The sequence below is a fragment of the Arthrobacter sp. SDR-2R genome, from assembly GCF_057747955.1.
Map to the genome: position 1 here is coordinate 1,834,857 of NZ_CM173231.1, position 18,013 is coordinate 1,852,869.

Sequence of the window (18,013 nt, forward strand, 5' to 3'; positions counted from 1 at the left end):
CCGTCGCGGGGCACTTTGGCGGGCTCCGCCGTCGTACATCACGATGGCGGCCGGCGTGTCCGTGCCGAAGTGCCCCACTTCGGCAGGAGCACGTTACGCGGTGGGGCCGTTCCGCATCTGCTTGACCAGGTCCAGCACCACGGCCTGGAGGTTCCCGCCATTTTCCGCGGCCACGCGGCGCTGGCGCTGGTACCCGGCGCCGCGGCGGATGATCTTCTCGACGTCGGCAAGCTCGTCGGCGCAGCGCAGCTTGGCCGCCACCGGCTCCAGCCGGTTCAGCGTCTCCAGCAGGTGCTCGGTGACCAGCTGTTCCCGCCCTGCGGCGTCCAGGATGATGATGGCGTCCATGCCGTACCGGGCGGCGCGCCACTTGTTCTCCTGCACGTGCCAGGGCGGCATGGTGGGAATGGTGCCGCCGTTGTCCAGGGTGGTGGAGAACTCGTCCACCAGGCATTGGGTGAGGGCCGCAATGGCACCCACTTCCTCCAACGTGGCCAGGCCGTCGCAGATGCGCATCTCGATGGTGCCAAGCGCGGGCACCGGCCGGATGTCCCAGCGGATCTCAGAGATGGTGTCGATCACGCCGGTGGTGAACATGTCCTGCACGTAGGACTCGTATTCCTCCCAGGATTTGAACTGGAAGGGCAGGCCGGCGGTGGGAAGCTGCTGGAACATCAGGGCCCGCTGGGAGGCGTAGCCGGTATCCTCGCCGCCCCAGAAGGGGCTGGATGCGGAGAGCGCCTGGAAGTGCGGGAAGTAGTTGACCAGGCCATCCAGGACGGGGAGTGCCTTGTCCCGGCGGTCAAGTCCTACGTGCACGTGAACGCCGTAAATGACCATCTGCCTGCCCCACCACTGGGTGCGGTCGATGAGTTTGGCGTAGCGGGCCTTGTCCGTCACGGGCTGCAGCTGCGGCGGGCTGAACGGGTGGCTGCCGGCGCAGAAGAGTTCCACGCCCATGGGATCGGTGATTTCGCGTACGGCGGCAACGGACCGGCTGAGGTCTTCCTTGGCCTCGGCAGCTGTTTCGCAGATGCCGGTGACCAGTTCCACGGTGTTCAGCAGCAGTTCCTGCTTGATGTGCGGATGTTCGTCGTCTTCGTTGAGTTCCGGGTGTCGGGAAGCAACTCCGCGGAGCACCTGGTTGGCCACGGATGCGAGCTCGCCCGTCTTTCCGTCCACCAGGGCAAGCTCCCACTCAACACCGAGGGTTGACTGCCTCGATGGGGCGAAGTCGATCTTCACACGTTTCCTCACTGTCCGGTTTGCCGCTGGCTGATGCCGCTCACAGGCTGCTGCCGGCAGGCGAAGGGGTGGTTCAAGTCTAGTGCAGGGGTAGCATCGTATTGATGGCCCCGTTCCCCACGCGTCACAGACCTGCCAAAACCACTCCCGCCAAATCCTTCCCGCTCCTCCTGGCCCTGTCGGCCCTGGCGCTGGCCTCCTGCACAGCCTCCCCAACAGCAGCCCCGCCGTCGTCGTCCTCCGGGCCCACCGGGGCCCCTTCGGCGTCGGCAAGTACGACGACGGCGCCTCCCACCGCTTCTGCCTCACCTGACGCAGGCTCCCGCCCCTTGGGGTGGGGCCCGGAGCAGCGCGACCAGGACGCCGCCGTCGCGGCCGTGGCAGCCATGACTCCGGAGGAGAAGGCCGGGCAGGTTCTGCTCCCGTTCTTCAAGGGCAACCAGGTGGAGGCGCACGCCGCGCTCATCCAGCGGCTGCACTTGGCCGGATCCATCGTCATGGGCGACAACGTGCCACGCGATCCGCAGGGGAACGTGGATGTTGCCGCCATGGGCGCGGTGAACCAGCGGCTGCAGCAGGCTGTCGCCGCCGGCGGCCGGCGGTGGCCCGGGATCATCGGCGTGGACCAGGAAGGGGGCGCCGTGGCACGCCTGGGGCAGCCCCTGACTGAATGGCCCACGCCCATGAGCTACGGAGCGGCCGGCAACCCGGCCCTGACCCGGGAAGCAGGAAAGGGCCTGGCCGGCGAGCTGGTGCCGCTGGGATTCGACCTCGACTTCGCGCCGGATACCGACGTGACCATCGGGCCCAGCGACCCCACCATCGGCGCGCGCTCCATGTCCGCGGATCCTGCCGCCGCCGCAGCCCACGGGGTCGCCTTCGCCCAGGGCATGCTGGACGCCGGCGTGCTTCCCACCGTCAAGCACTTTCCCGGCCACGGCTCGGTGACCGCGGACTCCCACCTCAGCCTCCCGGTCCAGCCGGCCGGCATCGACCAGCTCCGGGCCCGGGACTGGAAACCCTTCCAGGCGGCGGTGGCCGCGGGCCTGCCGGTCGTGATGACGGGCCACATCGCTGTGCCTGCGCTGGAGCCCGGTGTGCCGGCGTCGCTCTCCGCACCGAGCTACGCCGCGATGAGGGAGCTCGGATTCAAAGGTGTAGCCGTGACGGACGCCCTCAACATGGGAGCCGTGGACAAGCAGTACCCCGCCGGCGCAGCAGCCGTAAAAGCTTTGGGAGCCGGCGCCGACCTGTTGCTGATGCCCGCGGACGTGGAACAGGCGCACGCCGCCATCCTCCAGGCCCTGGCCGCCGGCACGCTTCCCGCCTCCCGGCTGGATGAGGCCGCGCAGCGGGTGGCCACCATGATGATCTGGCATGCCCGGACCACGCCGCCTGCCGGAACAGCCGGCACAGGTGCCCCGGCCGGAAGCGGTGCGGCGTTGTCGGCGCGGGTTTCGGCGTCGGCCGTGACGGTTGTCTCCGGTCCCTGCAGCGGACCCCTGGTGCCCGGTGCGGTGCGCGTTGCCGGCGGGGGACCGGGGGACCGGGAGCGCTTCGAAGCCGCGGCCGCACGTGCCGGCCTCGCGGTTGGATCAGGATCGCTGGTGAACCTCACCGGCTTCGGCGGGAATCCAGCGGCCGGGGACATTGCCGTGGCCCTGGATGCCCCCTGGCCGCTCCAAAACTCCACGGCTCCGGTGAAGCTGGCGCTGTACGGCCGCACCGACGCTGCCTTTGATGCGCTGGTGGCCGTGCTGGCAGGAAAGGCGCCTGCTCCCGGGAAGCTGCCCGCCGCCGTCGGGCCTTTCCCCGCGGGAACCGGCTGCCCCTGACCTCTGACTCCTGACCCGGACCCCGGACCGGGGACCCCGCACGATGGCTGGAACGCGTTTAATGGTCTGGTGCCCATTCTGAATAAAGACATGACCCTCTGCATCTCGCTGTCGGCCCGCCCCAGCAACAACGGGACCCGCTTCCACAACCATCTGTACGGGCAGCTGGGCCTGAACTGGATCTACAAGGCGTTCGCGCCCACCAACCTGGAACAGGCCATCGCCGGAGTGCGGGGCCTGGGCATCCGCGGCTGTGCCATCTCCATGCCGTACAAGGAAGACGTCATCGCGCTGGTGGACGAGATGGACCCGTCCGCCAAGGCCATCGACTCCGTGAACACCATCGTGAACACCGACGGCCACCTCAAGGCGTACAACACCGACTACACGGCCATTGAGCAGCTGCTGGCATCCAACGGGGTCCCCACCGACTATTCCGTGCTGGTCCAGGGGGCGGGCGGGATGGCCAAGGCCACCGTCGCCGCGCTCCGGGACGCCGGTTTCAAGGACGTCACCGTCATCGCCCGGAACGAGGCCGCCGGGCGTGCGCTCGCAGGCCAGTACGGTTTCCAGTGGCGTGCAGCGCTCGACGGCGGGACGGCGGACATGATCATCAACGTCACCCCCATCGGCATGGCGGGCGGCGCCGAAGCTGACAGCCTGTCCTTCCCCGCGGAGGCCATCGAGGCCGCACGCGTGGTCTTCGACGTGGTGGCACTGCCCGCCGAGACGCCGCTGATCCGGGCCGCCCGCGCGGCAGGCAAGCACGTCATCACCGGTGCGGAGGTTGCCACCATCCAGGCCCTGGAACAGTTTGTGCTGTACACGGGAGTGCGCCCCACCGCGGAACAGGTCCGGGCAGCCGAGGAGTTCATGCGCGCCCAGTAGGCGTTTACACCGGTTCCACCACGATGGCCACGCGGTCCTCGCCGATGCGAGTCAGGACCAGCGTGGCCGTCCTGGCGGAACCCTTTTTGGCGGCACCCTTGCCCTGCGGGAGGAGCTGCTTCCGCAGCTCTTCCGGGGTCACCGCTGTGCCGCGCTTCTTGATGTCCAGCACGGTGATCCCCTCCTCCTTCACCCAGGCCTTGAGTGCCTTGACGTTGTAGGGCATGACTTCCAGGACCCTGTAAGCCTTGGCGAACGGGGTGTCCAGAAGTTCCGCGGCACAGATGTAGGCAATGTGTTCATCCACCAGGTGCCCGCCGAGCTGCAGCGCCACGTCGGCAACCAGCCCGGCACGGATCACGGCGCCGTCGGGTTCGTACAGGTAACCCTCCACGGGTCCCATCGGAGCGGCCGGGCCGGCGCCGAAGTCCTCTGCGCTGGTCAGCTCGGCGGGCCCCTGGGACCCCAGGACCAGGGCAGCCCGGCGGACCCCGGGCCTGCGCACGGCGTTGAACCAGAGGGTCACCTCGGTCACGTCCCCGGCCACCGACACCCACTGGGCTTCGCATCCCGTGGGCACGGACTCGTGGGGCATGCCCGGGCCCATCTTCACGCCCACCGCCTTCCCCCCGGCCGCCAGCGACTCCACGAAGGACAACGGCGGTGAGAACGCCTCCGGGTCCCAGATCCGCTTGGTCCCCGACGTGGAAGTGACGCGGCGTGCCGGATCCAGCCAGACGCCGTCGATCCCCTCCAGCGGGACCGATGCCGCGTCCGCGTGGACCACCGTGGCATTGGGGAAGGGGATGAGGTTCATGGTGGCGCAGGCGGCGGTGGTTTCATCCATCTCCACGGCGGTGACGGTGATGTCCAGGGAAGCCAGGGCCATGGCGTCGGCACCAAGACCGCAGCCCAGGTCCGCCACGTGCCGGATCCTGGCTGCGGCGAACCGCTGCGCGTGGTGTGCGGCGACGTTCAGCCGGGTGGCCTGCTCAAGGCCTGCCTGGGTGAAAAGCATCTGGCGGGCGAACTCACCAAACTTCGCCTCGGCCCTGGTCCGCAGCCTGGACTGCGTCAGGACGGCGGATACAAGTTCGCCCGGGTGGCCGGCTTTCCGGAGCGCCGAATTGAGCTCAAACGCGTCCTCTTCGCGGTAGGGGCCCAGCGATGCCAGCAACTCCCAGCCTTCGGGGGTCAACAGGGGTGCGATCTGGTCCTGGGGAGCGTGGGGCATGGTTTCCAGCCTAGTGGAGGACGGCTGCCGGGATGCGGATACTGTTGAAACCATGGATGACAGCGCAGCCCCAGGGGAGACCGGCGAACATCGACCCAGGGACCGCGGTGTGGCTAGGTTTGCCCGTCCAGCCCTGATCGCCGCGGCCGTGGTGGCCGTGGTGTGCATCGCCCTGTTGGTGATCATTTTCCTGCTGGACACGTTCAACGCCACCGTTTATTCGGTGGGCGGCAACGACATCCACGACAACACGCAGGAGGCGCGGGACATCCGCGGGTTGTACGACGGCGCACGGGCCGGGAGCATTTTCTTCCTCGTTGTTGCCGTACTCACCGCAGCCGGGGCCGGTTGGGTGCTCTACCGGAAACGTCAGCAGGGAGGCGGCGAGGCCGACGGGGGCGAGGACGTGGACTTCGACGACCTGGGCCGTTAGGGAAGCATGTTTGCCGCCCTGGACCGCCGTCGGCCGGAGCCCGAAAGGCTTACGCCGATGACGAAACGTTGGCACTCACCTTGACCGAGTGCTAACCCTTACATAGAGTCTTCATTAGCACTCTCCCTAGGAGGGTGCTAACACATGAAGAGCTGCCAGCCAGGCTGCTGCCGGCACCGCGACGACGGTTTGCCAGCCACGGCGGAAAGCTTTCCAGTCCACGAATTTTGCTGACGAAAAGGAGAGGTCCGAGTGTCGGTCTCTATTAAGCCTCTTGAGGATCGTATTGTTGTCCGCCCGCTCGAAGCCGAGCAGACCACGGCTTCAGGCCTGGTCATCCCGGACTCCGCCCAGGAGAAGCCGCAGGAAGGCGAAGTTGTTGCAGTAGGCCCCGGCCGCTTCGAAGACGGCCAGCGGGTTCCGGTTGACGTTGCCGTTGGCGACGTCGTCATCTACTCCAAGTACGGCGGAACCGAAGTCAAGACCGGCGGCACCGAGTACCTGGTGCTGTCCGCCCGCGACGTCCTGGCTGTCGTCGTCAAGTAACTCTTCCGGATCCCCGTGCCGCCGGCCATGCTCATGCTGGCCGGCAGTGCGGGGTTTCTGTCTTTGAAAGGACAAAACCATGGCAAAGCAGCTTGCGTTTAACGACGCTGCCCGCCGGTCCCTTGAGGCCGGCATCGATAAGCTCGCGAACACCGTCAAGGTGACGCTCGGCCCCCGCGGCCGCAACGTCGTCCTGGACAAGAAGTGGGGCGCCCCCACCATCACGAATGACGGCGTCACCATCGCCCGTGAAGTGGAACTTGACGATCCCTACGAGAACCTTGGCGCGCAGCTGGCCAAGGAAGTAGCCACCAAGACCAACGACGTTGCCGGCGACGGCACCACCACCGCCACGGTCCTGGCCCAGGCCCTGGTCAAGGAAGGCCTGCGCAACGTTGCTGCCGGCGCCGCTCCCGGCCAGATCAAGCGCGGCATCGAAGTTGCGGTTGAAGCCGTGGCTGCCCGCCTGCTCGAAAACGCCCGCCCGGTCGAAGGCACCCAGGTGGCTAACGTTGCCGCCATCTCGGCCCAGAGCGACGAAATCGGCGAACTGCTCGCCGAGGCCTTTGGGAAGGTGGGCAAGGATGGCGTCATCACCATCGAAGAGTCCTCCACCACCCAGACCGAACTGGTCCTCACCGAGGGCATGCAGTTCGACAAGGGCTACCTGTCCCCGTACTTCGTCACCGACGCGGAACGCCAGGAAGCAGTCCTCGAGGACGCGCTTATCCTGATCAACCAGGGCAAGATCTCCTCGATCCAGGAATTCCTGCCGCTGCTGGAAAAGGCACTGCAGGCTTCCAAGCCGCTGTTCATCATCGCCGAGGACGTCGAGGGCGAGGCCCTGTCCACGCTCATCGTCAACCGCATCCGCGGCACCCTGAACGTTGTTGCCGTCAAGGCTCCCGGCTTCGGCGACCGCCGCAAGGCCATGCTGCAGGACATCGCCACCCTCACCGGTGCGCAGGTTGTCTCCCCGGAGCTGGGCCTGAGCCTGGACACCGTTGGCCTGGAGGTGCTGGGTACCGCCCGCCGCATCACCGTCACCAAGGACAACACCACCATCGTCGACGGCGCAGGCTCGGCCGAGGACGTGGCCGCACGCGTTGCCCAGCTGCGCGCCGAGGTTACCCGCACCGATTCCGACTGGGACCGCGAAAAGCTCCAGGAGCGGCTGGCCAAGCTGGCCGGCGGCATCGGCGTCATCAAGGTGGGTGCCGCAACCGAGGTTGAGCTGAAGGAAAAGAAGCACCGCATCGAGGACGCAGTGTCCTCCACCCGCGCTGCCCTCGAAGAAGGCATCGTGGCCGGCGGTGGCTCGGCCCTGATCCACGCCCTCAAGGCACTGGATGAGGATGCCGCCGTCAACGCCCTCGAAGGCGACGCTGCCGCGGCCGTCGGCATTGTCCGCCGCGCACTGGTCCAGCCCCTGCGCTGGATCGCCCAGAACGCCGGCTTCGACGGTTACGTGGTCACCTCCAAGGTTGCCGACCTGGAAATCAACAACGGGTTCAACGCCAAGTCCGGCGAGTACGAGGACCTGATCGCTGCGGGCGTCATCGACCCCGTCAAGGTCACCCGTGCAGCCCTCCGCAACGCGGCCTCCATCGCCGCGCTGGTTCTCACCACCGAGACCCTTGTCGTGGAGAAGCCGGCCGAAGAAGACGAGCACGCAGGCCACAGCCACTGATCCTGCCCGTCTTCACATACAGAAAACCGGTCCAGCACCAGCTGGGCCGGTTTTCTGTGTTCCGGGTGCTACGTAGCCGCCATCTCGGCGGTTTCGACTCCGCCCGCAGGCTCGTAGACCAACGACACGGCTCCCTTGGGGTAGCTGCGTACCGGCTCGGCGAGGCGGAATGTTGAGGGGACCGTCCCGGCGTCGAAGAGCCGCTTGCCCTGCCCCAGGGTGACCGGATACAGCCAGAGATGAAGGCGGTCCAGCACTTGCGCCTCCAGCAGGGACCGGATGAGGACGCCACTGCCGAACATGTGCACCTGCTGGTACTCGTCCCGGAGCCCGCCCGCCGCCGCGGCATCCGGCAGCACGGTGGTGCCGGCCCATGCCGGATCGGACAAGGAGCTTGACACCACAAACTTGGGTATCCGGTTGAGCGTGTCCGCGATGTCCCCGGACTGCTGGGGCCAGTAGGCGGCAAAGATGTCGTAGGTCTTCCTGCCAAGGAGCAGGGCATCCATCCGCGCTATTCCAGCCGCAATGGCGGCGCCGGATTCGTCGTCGGAGACCGGTGCCTGCCAGCCGCCAAGGTTGAACCCGCCTTCGCTGTCTTCCTCGCGGCCGCCGGGCGCCTGGTAGACGCCGTCCAGGGTGATGAACAGGTTCGCGACGATGTTGCCCATCCACCAAGTCTGGAACGGGGCTCCGGCCCTGTCCAGTGCCGTGGCAGGATGGTGCCATGCTGCTCCTTGAGCTCGTCAACACCGCGGAGGCCGTCACCTCCACCCGCTCCCGGCTGGCCAAGGTGGATGCGCTGGCCCAGCTGCTGGGCCGGCTTGAGCCGGCGGAAATCCCGACGGCGGTGGGCTGGCTGGTTGCCAAGCCCCGCCAGGGACGCGTGGGCGTCGGATGGAGTGCCGTGGCGGCGGCCAAGGAGGAACCCGCCGTCGAACCAACCCTCACCCTGGCCGACCTCGACGCTGCCCTGGACCGGCTGCTTGCCACGGCGGGTACCGGATCGGGCGCGGGGCGCGCGGCCACCCTCCGGACGCTGATGGCGGCAGCCACTGCTTCTGAGCAGGCCTTCATTGCAGGTGTCCTGGTTGGCGAGCTGCGTATAGGAGCCCTGGAGGGAGTGCTGACGGATGCCGTTGCCCGCGCTGCCGGGAAGCCCGTTGCCGCCGTACGGCGCGCTGCGATGCTTTCGGGCGACCTGGGCGGAACAGCCCTGCTGGCCATCACGGGCACCGAAGCCGAGCTGGACGCCGTCGGCCTGGTGGTTGGCCGCCCCGTGCAGCCCATGCTGGCGGCCACCGCGGCCAGTCCCAGCGCAGCCCTGGAGGCGACCGGGGAAGCCTCGGTGGAATACAAGCTCGACGGCGCCCGCATCCAGGTGCACCGGTCCGGCGACGACGTCAGCATCTACACGCGCAACCTCGCCGACGTCACCCACCGGCTCCCCGAGGTGGTGGACCTGGTTCGCGGGCTGCCGCTGCGGAACGTGATCCTTGACGGTGAAACCCTGGCCCTGGACGAGGAAGGCGGCCCGCGGCCGTTCCAGGAAACCATGGCGCGCTTCGGTGCGGATGCCGTGCGTGAGACGGTGCTGCATCCCTGGTTCTTCGACGTGCTGCATATCGATGGGCGGGACCTGCTTGATGAGCCGCTGTCCGCCCGGATCAGTGAGCTCGAGCGGATCGCGCCGGAGCACCGGATACCGGGGGAGGTCACGGCCGATCCCGCCGTTGCGGAACGGGTATCGCAGGAGGCGCTTGGCGCAGGCCATGAAGGCGTTGTGGTGAAGGCGATCGGTTCCACCTACGCGGCCGGCCGGCGCGGAGCCAACTGGGTGAAGGTCAAGCCGGTGCTGACGTACGACCTGGTGGTGCTCGCCTGCGAATGGGGGTCCGGGCGCCGCACCGGGATGCTGTCCAACCTGCACCTGGGCGCCCTTGACCCCGCTGGGGAGTTCGGAGAACCCGGCGGCTACGTGATGGTGGGCAAGACCTTCAAGGGCCTCACCGACGAACTGCTGCGATGGCAGACGGAGAGGTTCCAGGAGCTTGAGGTGCGGCGCACGGCCGGCACGGTGTGGGTTGAGCCGGTCACGGTGGTGGAAATCGCCATCGACGGCGTGCAGCAGTCACCGCGCTATCCCGGCGGCATCGCCCTGAGGTTTGCCCGGGTCAAGCGCTACCGGGATGACAAGGCTGCGGCCGAAGCAGACACGATCCAGACCCTGCGCGCCCTGCTGCGGCCGTAGCGCACCGTGAATGCGGAGGCTCCTTAGTTGCGGGCCCCGCTCCGCTGGCGCCTCAGGTTCCGTGCCACCCCGTGCGGCACGCGCCTGGAAACCATGCGGTAGAAAAGCAGTACCGCGAGGGCGGCCACCACGATGCCCACGAGGTTGAGCAGCAACTGGAGCGCCGAGCCCGCAGCCTTCTGGTATTCCCCCAGGACCAGGGCCACCGCAACGTACCCTGCCGCCGGAACGGTGGTCACCGAGATGAAGACCCCGATCAGGGCCGCGGAGCGCCGGCCGATGATGGAGAGCATTCCCGCGATGCCGGCCAGGACGGCAACAATCAGCGAATACGGGCCCGGATGGTAGATGAATTCCACCGCGGAACCCTTGTCCAGGGCATCCCGCGGGAAGAGACCGAGGGGCACCGACAGCCACGCCGTCAGTGCCGCCAGCAGCATGGCCACGGGGAACCCGATACCCAGGGCAATGGCAGCACGGCGGCCAAGCTTCCACTGCCGGGTGGCAAGCGAGACGGCGAGGGCGGCCAGCGGTCCGAACTCGGGACCTACCGCCATGGCTCCCACAATCGCGATGGGGGAGTCCGTCACGATGCCGATCCCGGCAAGCTGGGTTGCGAGCACCAGGAAGGCGAGGAAGTTCCATGTCAGGCGGGAGTCCTCTCCGGTTTGCCGCGTCACGTCGTCCCAGATCACTGCGTCCGCACCGTCCCCGGGGGCGGCCCGTTCCGCCCGGTCGGCTTTCTTTGACAGGACTAATTCCGGCGTGGACATGGCAATGGATCCAACGTCCTGGACCTTCAGGATCTCCAGCTTCTCGAGGAGTTCCTCCACTGACTCCCGGGCGATCAGGACCTCGATAACGTCGCCTTCCGGGACCACCGACGCACCCGCAACCAGCGCAACCTCTGCCGCGCCCCGCTGGTCCCGGCACGTCTTCAGCGTCACGGCGGACAGCTCGCCGGGCACGCAAATCCGCAGTTGGACAACCACGCCGTCTCCCTTCGATGATTGGGCCCAGCATAGTCCGAACAGGTGCGTTGATTGGCCGTTGCTGACCGGCTTGGCTAGGCTTGATGCTTTGGCTGGCGGGCGTCCTGAGAGGTTCTAGTGTCGATTACGGAAACGTCGAAGGCACCTGAACCCCCGTGCAGTGCCGCGAACAGGAAACAGTCCAGTGCCGCGAACAGGAAACGGAAGCCCACTTTCCGCCCCGAGGTCCAGGGGCTCCGGGCCCTGGCTGTCCTGATGGTGGTGGCGTACCACGTGTGGCTGGGCCGCGTGTCCGGCGGCGTGGACATCTTCCTGCTGATCTCGGCGTTCCTGCTCACGCTTTCCTTCGTCCGCAAAGCCGAATCCGGCCACCCTTTCAAGCTGATGGCGCACTGGCTGCACCTTTTCAAGCGACTGCTGCCGGCCGCCGTCGTGGTGATCCTTGGAGTGCTGGCAGGCACCTGGCTGATCCTGCCGCAGGGCCGCTGGCCACAGGTGCTGGACCAGGCCTGGGCGTCCCTCCTTTACCGGCAGAACTGGCTCCTGGCAGACAATGCAGTGGACTACTACGCGCAGGACCACGCCGGAGCCAGTCCGCTGCAGCACTTCTGGTCCCTGTCCATCCAGGGACAGGTCTTCATCCTGTGGCCACTGATCTTTGCCGCGACCGCTGCGTTGCTGAACCGGCTGCGCCGGGTTCCCCGCCTGCAGGGGCTGACCTACCGAGGGTTGCTCGGCGCAGTCTTTGGAACGGTTTTGGCGGTGTCGCTTGCCTACTCCATTGACCAGACCGCCGGCAACCAGGCCTACGCCTACTTCGATACGCGCGCCCGGCTTTGGGAGTTTGCGTTGGGATCGTTGCTGGCACTGGTGCTGCCCTACGTCAAGCCCGGCCGCGTGGTGCGAGTGGCCCTGGGCTGGGCCGGACTGGCAGCCATGGTGTCCTGCGGGCTGGTCCTGACCGTCGACCGGTCCTTTCCCGGGTACGTGGCGCTCTGGCCCACACTGGCCGCGGCGGCCATCATCATCGCAGGGCAAACCGGCAGCCGGTTCGGCGTGGACCGGCTCCTCAGCAGCCGCCCCGCCGTCGCCCTGGGTGACAACTCCTACGCCCTCTACCTCTGGCACTGGCCGGTCCTGGTGCTGGCGCTCGCGGCCACCGGCGTGGAGGCACCCAACCTCAAGCAGGGACTGGGCATCGTCGCTGCCTCCATCGTGCTTGCTGTCCTGACCACCCGCTTTGTTGAAAAGCCGCTGCGCGACTGGCATTGGCCCAAGCTTCGCGCCTGGCGGACCGCCGTCGTCATTGTTGCCTGCGGTGCCTTGCTGGCTGGTCCCGTGGCGGTTTGGCAGACATCGCTCACCGCAGAGGAAAGCGCGACGGCGGCACAGCCCCGTGAGCTGACGCCGGGGGCCCTGGCGCTCACGCCGGAGAACGAAAGCACGCCCGCGCCCAGGGCCAGGACCATCCCCGGGCCCACCGCCCTGGACAACGACTGGGCCGGGATCGACTCGCCCTGCACAGGTGCCAACGCCACGGGCGATCCCATCCTGGAGGGGTGCCGGCAGGAGCTTCCGGAGGAACCGTCCACCCGGCGCATCGTGGTGCTGGGCGACTCCCATGCCCAGCAGTACCTGGCAGCGCTGGCTCCCGTGGCGGCCGCGCGTGGGTGGGAATTGGTCACCCTCCTGATGCCCGCATGCCGGTTCGGCGCCGAATCGGAGACCAGGAATGCCGAATGCAACGCCTACAACAAGGCCAGCTCCGCCTACGTCCTGGAACACCGCCCGGATGCGGTGTTCACCGTGGCAACGCTGACCCATGAGGATGCCCCGTTCGAAACGGAGGTGCCGGGGTACCTTGACGGCGTCAAGCCGTTCGCCGACGCGGGGATCGAGATCGTGGGAATCCGCGACAACCCGAGATTCACCTTCAACATGCCCCAGTGCGCCCAACGGAACGGCGCCGGCGCGGCTGCCTGCAATCCATCGCTCGCCGAGTCCCTGGTGGAGCCATCGCCACTGGAGAACTACCGCGGCAAGCTGCCCGGGCTGCACCTGATGGACATGAGTGACTTCATCTGTGCCCGGGGCGTTTGCCCTGCGGTGGTGGGGAACGTGTACGTCTACAAGGACGACAACCACCTGACCAGAACCTATGTGGAGACCATGATCCCCATGTTCGAGCAGCGGCTGCTGGCTGCAACCGGCTGGAGCTGAGCCGGCCCTAAGGGTGGGTGGGGGCGTGCGGTTGCTCACATTACCGGTGTGGAATAGGGGGATCGGCGCCGAGGTTCTAATATTTACTCAACACTTTCTGCCCCCGGAACGCCGTCCTGCACGGTGGTCCCGCAGGATCGTCTGCACAGGCCAGTTCCGTAATAACGGGCTGGTCATCGGCTGCAACCCCTACCCGTGACCCAGCAACCAAGGTAAGAGGCGCACTCATGACCGAGCCCGAACACAACCCCTTTGGCTTCATCGGCCTGACCTACGATGACGTCCTGCTCCTGCCGGGCCACACCGACGTGATCCCGTCCGAAGCAGACACCTCCTCGCGGATCTCCAAGCGGATCACGGTGCAGACCCCGCTGCTTTCCGCCGCAATGGACACCGTGACGGAATCCCGCATGGCCATCGCGATGGCCCGCCAGGGTGGCCTGGGCGTGGTGCACCGCAACCTGTCCATCGCCGACCAGGCTGACCAGGTGGACCGGGTCAAGCGGAGCGAGTCAGGGATGATCACCAACCCGCTCACCATCCGTCCCGAGGCCACGCTGCGGGAACTTGATGACCTTTGCGCCCACTACCGCGTCTCCGGCCTGCCCGTGGTGGACGAGGACAACCGCCTGCTGGGCATCGTCACCAACCGCGACACCCGCTTTGTCCCCGAGTCCGATTTCCCGCTGCGGCTGGTCAGCGACGTCATGACCAAGATGCCCCTGGTCACCGGACACGTGGGAATCAGCCGCGAGGAAGCCTCGCACAAGCTCGCAACCAACAAGATCGAAAAGCTCCCGCTGGTGGACGAGCAGGGCCGGCTCAAGGGCCTCATCACCACCAAGGACTTCACCAAAGCCGAGCAGTACCCGCTGGCCACCAAGGACGACGAGGGCCGGCTCCGCGTGGGTGCTGCCATCGGCTTCTTTGGTGACGGCTGGGAGCGGGCCATGGCCCTGGTGGACGCCGGCGTCGATGCCCTGTTCGTGGACACCGCCAACGGCCACTCCCAGGGTGTGCTGGACATGATCCGCCGGCTCAAGTCCGACCCCGTGGCCGCCCACGTGGACATCATCGGCGGCCAGGCTGCCACCCGCGAAGGCGCCCAGGCACTGATCGACGCCGGCGCGGACGGCATCAAGGTGGGTGTTGGTCCGGGCTCCATCTGCACCACCCGCGTGGTGGCCGGCGTGGGCGTCCCGCAGATTACCGCCATCTACGAATCCGCCAAGGCTGCCATGCCGGCCGGCGTGCCGCTGATCGCCGACGGCGGCCTGCAGTACTCGGGCGACATCGGCAAGGCACTGGTGGCCGGAGCCGACACCGTCATGCTGGGATCGCTGCTGGCGGGCTGTGACGAGTCCCCGGGCGAGCTGATCTTCGTCAACGGCAAGCAGTTCAAGTCCTACCGCGGCATGGGCTCCCTGGGCGCCATGCAGTCCCGCGGCAAGAACACGTCCTACTCCAAGGACCGCTACTTCCAGGCGGACGTGTCCGGCGACGACAAGCTGATCCCCGAAGGCATCGAAGGCCGCGTTGCCTACCGCGGGCCGCTGTCCTCGGTGGCGTACCAGTTGGTGGGGGGCCTGCGCCAGACCATGTTCTACACCGGCGCGCCGACCATCCCGGAGCTGAAGGCCCGCGGCAAGTTTGTCCGGATCACGTCTGCCGGACTCAAGGAATCGCACCCGCATGACATCCAGATGACCGTGGAGGCGCCGAACTACGGTTCGCGCTGATCCCGGTGGCTTAATGCTGCGGAAGGAGGTGGGGAATTCCCCGCCTCCTTCCGCATTCAAGCCCCTATACCGCCGGCTGCAGTTCCGACGTCAGCTCCTCAAGGGTGGGCGGATTGGCGCCCGGGCGGCTGACCGTAATCGCGGCAGCCTTCGATGCCATCCTGCCCAGGGTTTCCAGGACGGACGGCGCCAAGCCATCGGTGCTCCGGCAGAGCAGGCCGTAGATCAGGGCCGCCATATAGGAATCACCGGCTCCGATGGTGTCTGCCACTACCGTTTGGACGGACGGAATCTGCACCCGTGTGGCGGGTGTTGCCAGCAGCGAGCCGGCTGAACCCATGGTGACCACAGCCATGCCCGCACCAAGTTCCAGGATCCGCGCCGCGGCGTCCTCGAACGTCACCCCCGGGTAGAGCCACCGGGCATCCTCGTCGCTAAGCTTCAGCACGTCCGCTAAGGGGGCCAGGTCTTCGAAAACAGCGAGGGCTTCCGCGTGGCTGCCCAAGAGTGCGGGGCGGATATTGGGATCGTAGGAAACCAGGCATTCACGGTGCGCCCGTTCCAGGAGGCTCTTGACGGAACCGGCTCCGGGCGCCAGGAAGCTGGCGATCGAGCCGGTGTGGAGCACCTTGGGAAAGGTGGCGGGGTGCACCGGCGGCAGCTCCCAGGAAACGTCGAATTCGTAGCTGGCGGACCCGTCAGCGCCCAGCGTGGCGGTGGCGGAAGCCGTGCGGCCCGGTGATTTCGACCCTGGCAGCAGCGCAACTCCGGCGCTGCCCAGGTGACGCTCGATCAGGGCGCCGCGTTCGTCGTCGCCTATTGAGGTCAGGAGGCTGGTTCGCACGCCCAACCTTGCCAGCCCGTAGGCGACGTTGGCCGGGGAACCGCCGGGGTGCTCCGCCGTGCCTTCGGAGGTGCGGACGACGTCGACGAGTGCTTCGCCAACCACGATGACATCGGGAGTGGAGGCGCTGGTGCCGGAGCCACTGGTGTAGGGCATGGGAGCAAACTTTCGTGAAGACGGGCGCGGACCTGCCGCCCGGGGCAGGCGAGCAGGTCCGCGAACAGGAAGGGGGGTGAAGGAAAGCGGTCGTACGCGGATCAGGCCGTGGCGGCGCCGGTCATGATGGCCACCGCGTCGGTCATGCTGTGCGACTTCGGGGTGATCGTGGCGGCGCATTTGCCGAGACGCTGGATGTGGATCCTGTCGGCAACGTCAAACACGTGCGGCATGTTGTGGCTGATCAGGATGACTGGAAGGCCGCGGTCCCGCAGATCCCGGACCAGCTGTAGGACCTGGTTCGACTCCCGCACGCCCAGTGCCGCGGTGGGCTCGTCGAGCACCACCACCTTGGAACCGAACGCTGCTGCCCTTGCCACAGCCACGGCCTGGCGCTGTCCGCCGGAGAGGTTCTCCACTGGGACGGTGACATCCTGAAGGGTTGAAATTCCGAGGCGGGTGAGCTCCTCCTTCGCCTTACGGCGCATCCCCTTGGTGTCCAGGACCCTGAAGATGGACCCGAGCGGTCCGGCCACCCGTTCCTCCCGGCCCAGGAACAGGTTCGACGCCACGTCCAGGGCCGGCGAGACCGCCAGGTTCTGGTAGACCGTTTCGATTCCATGCGCGCGGGCATCCTGCGGACGCTTGAAGTGCACCGGCTGGCCGGAAACCAGGAGCTCGCCCGAGTCCGGAACCTCGGCCCCGGTGAGGCACTTGATGAGGGTGGACTTGCCGGCGCCGTTGTCGCCGATGATGGCCAGCACTTCGCCCGGATACAGCTCAAGGCTGACACCGTCAAGGCCAACCACCTTGCCGAAGGTCTTGACGAGGTTCCGCGCCTGGAGGATCGGCTGCCGGGTTTCGGTCTTGGGGGATTCAATCCCGGTGGAGGTCATGACTTCACCTTTCGGATCCACTGGTCGATCGACACAGCGATGATGATGAGGACGCCGACGGCGAGGGTTTGGAACAGCACGTCCAGCCCGGCCAGGGAAAGCCCGTTGCGGAAAACGCCCACGATCAGCGCACCGAGGAGGGATCCCCAGACGGAGCCGCGGCCGCCGAAGAGGCTGGTCCCGCCAATCACGACGGCGGTAATGGAGTCCAGGTTCAGGTCCACCCCGGCGTTGGGGCTTGCTGCGTTGGTACGCCCGATCTGGATCCACGCTCCGATCGCCAGCACCGCGCCGGCCGCGAGGTAGACGCTCATCAGGACGCGGTTGACGGGGATACCGGCCAGGCGGGCGGCTTCCTTGTCATCGCCGACTGCGTACACGTGCCGCCCCCACGCCGTCTTGCCCAGGATGAAGGCGACCGCCACATAGAGCAGGAGCATCATGACCACGCCGGTGGAGATGCGAACGGGCCCAACGGGGAACGTGCTGCCCATCCAGGTCAGGAGCCCCGGCATGCTCGAGCCACGGACCGTGGAGCCGCCCGAGTAGAGCAGGGTCAGGGCGATGAAGATGTTCAGGGTTCCCAGCGTCACGATGAACGGAGGGAGCCGGAACCTGGTCACCAGGAAGCCGTTGACAGCCCCGGCGGCAAGTCCGACGACGAGCCCCGCCACCAGTGCGATGGGTCCTGGCATGCCGTTGTTCACAGCCAACTGCGCCACCACCATGGAGGCCAGGATCATCACGGCGCCCACGGAAAGGTCGATTCCGGCGGTGAGGATGATGAGGGTCTGGGCGATGGCCAGGGTTCCGACGACGGACACCTGCTGGGTGATCAGGGACAGGTTCTCGAACCGCAGGAAGCGGTCATTGAGCAGGCCGAACACCACCACCGCCACAATCAGGACGATGGCCGGGCTCAGTGCCGGGTAGCGGTGCAGCACATTGCGGATGCGGCTAAGGGGAGTTTGGCGGTCGAGGAATTCCTCGGCCAGGTCGGTGGGCCCGGTAACCGGCGGGCCTGCGGTTTGTTGCTGGGTCATC

The 18,013-nt window shown here is 67.2% G+C and carries 15 protein-coding genes; 8 read left to right on the top strand and 7 right to left on the bottom strand.

The genetic code is table 11. The annotated features are described in order from the left end of the window. Positions 1–93: 93 nt before the first annotated feature. Positions 94–1,245: a glutamate--cysteine ligase gene (locus tag AC3ANU_RS08595; RefSeq protein ID WP_056394198.1), complete on the bottom strand. Its 1,152-nt coding sequence runs from the start codon at positions 1,243–1,245 to the stop codon at positions 94–96. Between the two features lie 386 nt (positions 1,246–1,631). On the opposite strand from AC3ANU_RS08595, the gene AC3ANU_RS08600 reads away from it, so the two are divergent. Both AC3ANU_RS08600 and AC3ANU_RS08605 read left to right on the top strand, forming a co-directional pair. Beyond that, positions 1,632–3,080, top strand: a complete 1,449-nt coding sequence (locus AC3ANU_RS08600; protein ID WP_488315957.1) for a glycoside hydrolase family 3 protein — start codon at positions 1,632–1,634, stop codon at positions 3,078–3,080. 90 nt (positions 3,081–3,170) lie between these two features. Further along, a complete protein-coding gene (locus AC3ANU_RS08605) occupies positions 3,171–3,968 on the top strand; it encodes a shikimate 5-dehydrogenase (protein ID WP_134163895.1) in 798 nt (265 codons plus the stop codon). A 4-nt stretch (positions 3,969–3,972) separates the two neighbouring features. Here AC3ANU_RS08605 and AC3ANU_RS08610 read toward each other — a convergent pair whose 3' ends face one another. Next, entirely contained in the window at positions 3,973–5,202 is a 1,230-nt protein-coding gene (locus tag AC3ANU_RS08610; RefSeq protein WP_488315840.1) for a THUMP-like domain-containing protein, read from the bottom strand. A gap of 52 nt (positions 5,203–5,254) precedes the next feature. Here AC3ANU_RS08610 and AC3ANU_RS08615 point away from each other — a divergent pair, with 52 nt between their 5' ends. The 3 genes from AC3ANU_RS08615 (at position 5,255) to groL (ending at position 7,871) form a co-directional block, all read left to right on the top strand. After that, positions 5,255–5,635, top strand: a complete 381-nt coding sequence (locus tag AC3ANU_RS08615; RefSeq protein WP_026265756.1) for a DLW-39 family protein — start codon at positions 5,255–5,257, stop codon at positions 5,633–5,635. A 252-nt stretch (positions 5,636–5,887) separates the two neighbouring features. Then, on the top strand, positions 5,888–6,181 hold the full coding sequence (gene groES / locus AC3ANU_RS08620; protein ID WP_018769205.1) for a co-chaperone GroES: 294 nt from the start codon (positions 5,888–5,890) through the stop codon (positions 6,179–6,181). A 79-nt stretch (positions 6,182–6,260) separates the two neighbouring features. Beyond that, positions 6,261–7,871, top strand: a complete 1,611-nt coding sequence (groL, locus tag AC3ANU_RS08625; protein ID WP_018769206.1) for a chaperonin GroEL — start codon at positions 6,261–6,263, stop codon at positions 7,869–7,871. A 68-nt stretch (positions 7,872–7,939) separates the two neighbouring features. Here the strand turns inward: groL and AC3ANU_RS08630 are convergent, their stop codons facing one another. Beyond that, positions 7,940–8,542, bottom strand: a complete 603-nt coding sequence (locus tag AC3ANU_RS08630; protein WP_018769207.1) for a dihydrofolate reductase family protein — start codon at positions 8,540–8,542, stop codon at positions 7,940–7,942. A gap of 56 nt (positions 8,543–8,598) precedes the next feature. On the opposite strand from AC3ANU_RS08630, the gene AC3ANU_RS08635 reads away from it, so the two are divergent. After that, positions 8,599–10,122, top strand: coding sequence for an ATP-dependent DNA ligase (locus AC3ANU_RS08635; RefSeq protein WP_488315841.1), 1,524 nt, complete (start codon positions 8,599–8,601; stop codon positions 10,120–10,122). A gap of 23 nt (positions 10,123–10,145) precedes the next feature. Here the strand turns inward: AC3ANU_RS08635 and AC3ANU_RS08640 are convergent, their stop codons facing one another. Continuing rightward, positions 10,146–11,114: a DUF389 domain-containing protein gene (locus AC3ANU_RS08640; protein WP_488315842.1), complete on the bottom strand. Its 969-nt coding sequence runs from the start codon at positions 11,112–11,114 to the stop codon at positions 10,146–10,148. A 243-nt stretch (positions 11,115–11,357) separates the two neighbouring features. On the opposite strand from AC3ANU_RS08640, the gene AC3ANU_RS08645 reads away from it, so the two are divergent. Next, a complete protein-coding gene (locus AC3ANU_RS08645; protein WP_488315958.1) occupies positions 11,358–13,334 on the top strand; it encodes an acyltransferase family protein in 1,977 nt (658 codons plus the stop codon). A 227-nt stretch (positions 13,335–13,561) separates the two neighbouring features. Next, a complete protein-coding gene (guaB, locus tag AC3ANU_RS08650) occupies positions 13,562–15,073 on the top strand; it encodes an IMP dehydrogenase (protein ID WP_018769211.1) in 1,512 nt (503 codons plus the stop codon). Positions 15,074–15,137: 64 nt separating this feature from the next. Here the strand turns inward: guaB and AC3ANU_RS08655 are convergent, their stop codons facing one another. From AC3ANU_RS08655 to AC3ANU_RS08665, 3 genes are all read right to left on the bottom strand, one after another. After that, on the bottom strand, positions 15,138–16,073 hold the full coding sequence (locus AC3ANU_RS08655) for a carbohydrate kinase family protein (RefSeq protein WP_488315843.1): 936 nt from the start codon (positions 16,071–16,073) through the stop codon (positions 15,138–15,140). A 101-nt stretch (positions 16,074–16,174) separates the two neighbouring features. Then, the gene (locus tag AC3ANU_RS08660; RefSeq protein ID WP_018769213.1) at positions 16,175–16,969 is read right to left on the bottom strand and encodes an ATP-binding cassette domain-containing protein; all 795 of its coding nucleotides are present in this window, start codon (positions 16,967–16,969) and stop codon (positions 16,175–16,177) included. Beyond that, positions 16,966–18,012, bottom strand: a complete 1,047-nt coding sequence (locus AC3ANU_RS08665; protein ID WP_018769214.1) for an ABC transporter permease — start codon at positions 18,010–18,012, stop codon at positions 16,966–16,968. The genes AC3ANU_RS08660 and AC3ANU_RS08665 overlap by 4 nt, the downstream gene beginning before the upstream one ends. Position 18,013 lies beyond the last annotated feature (1 nt).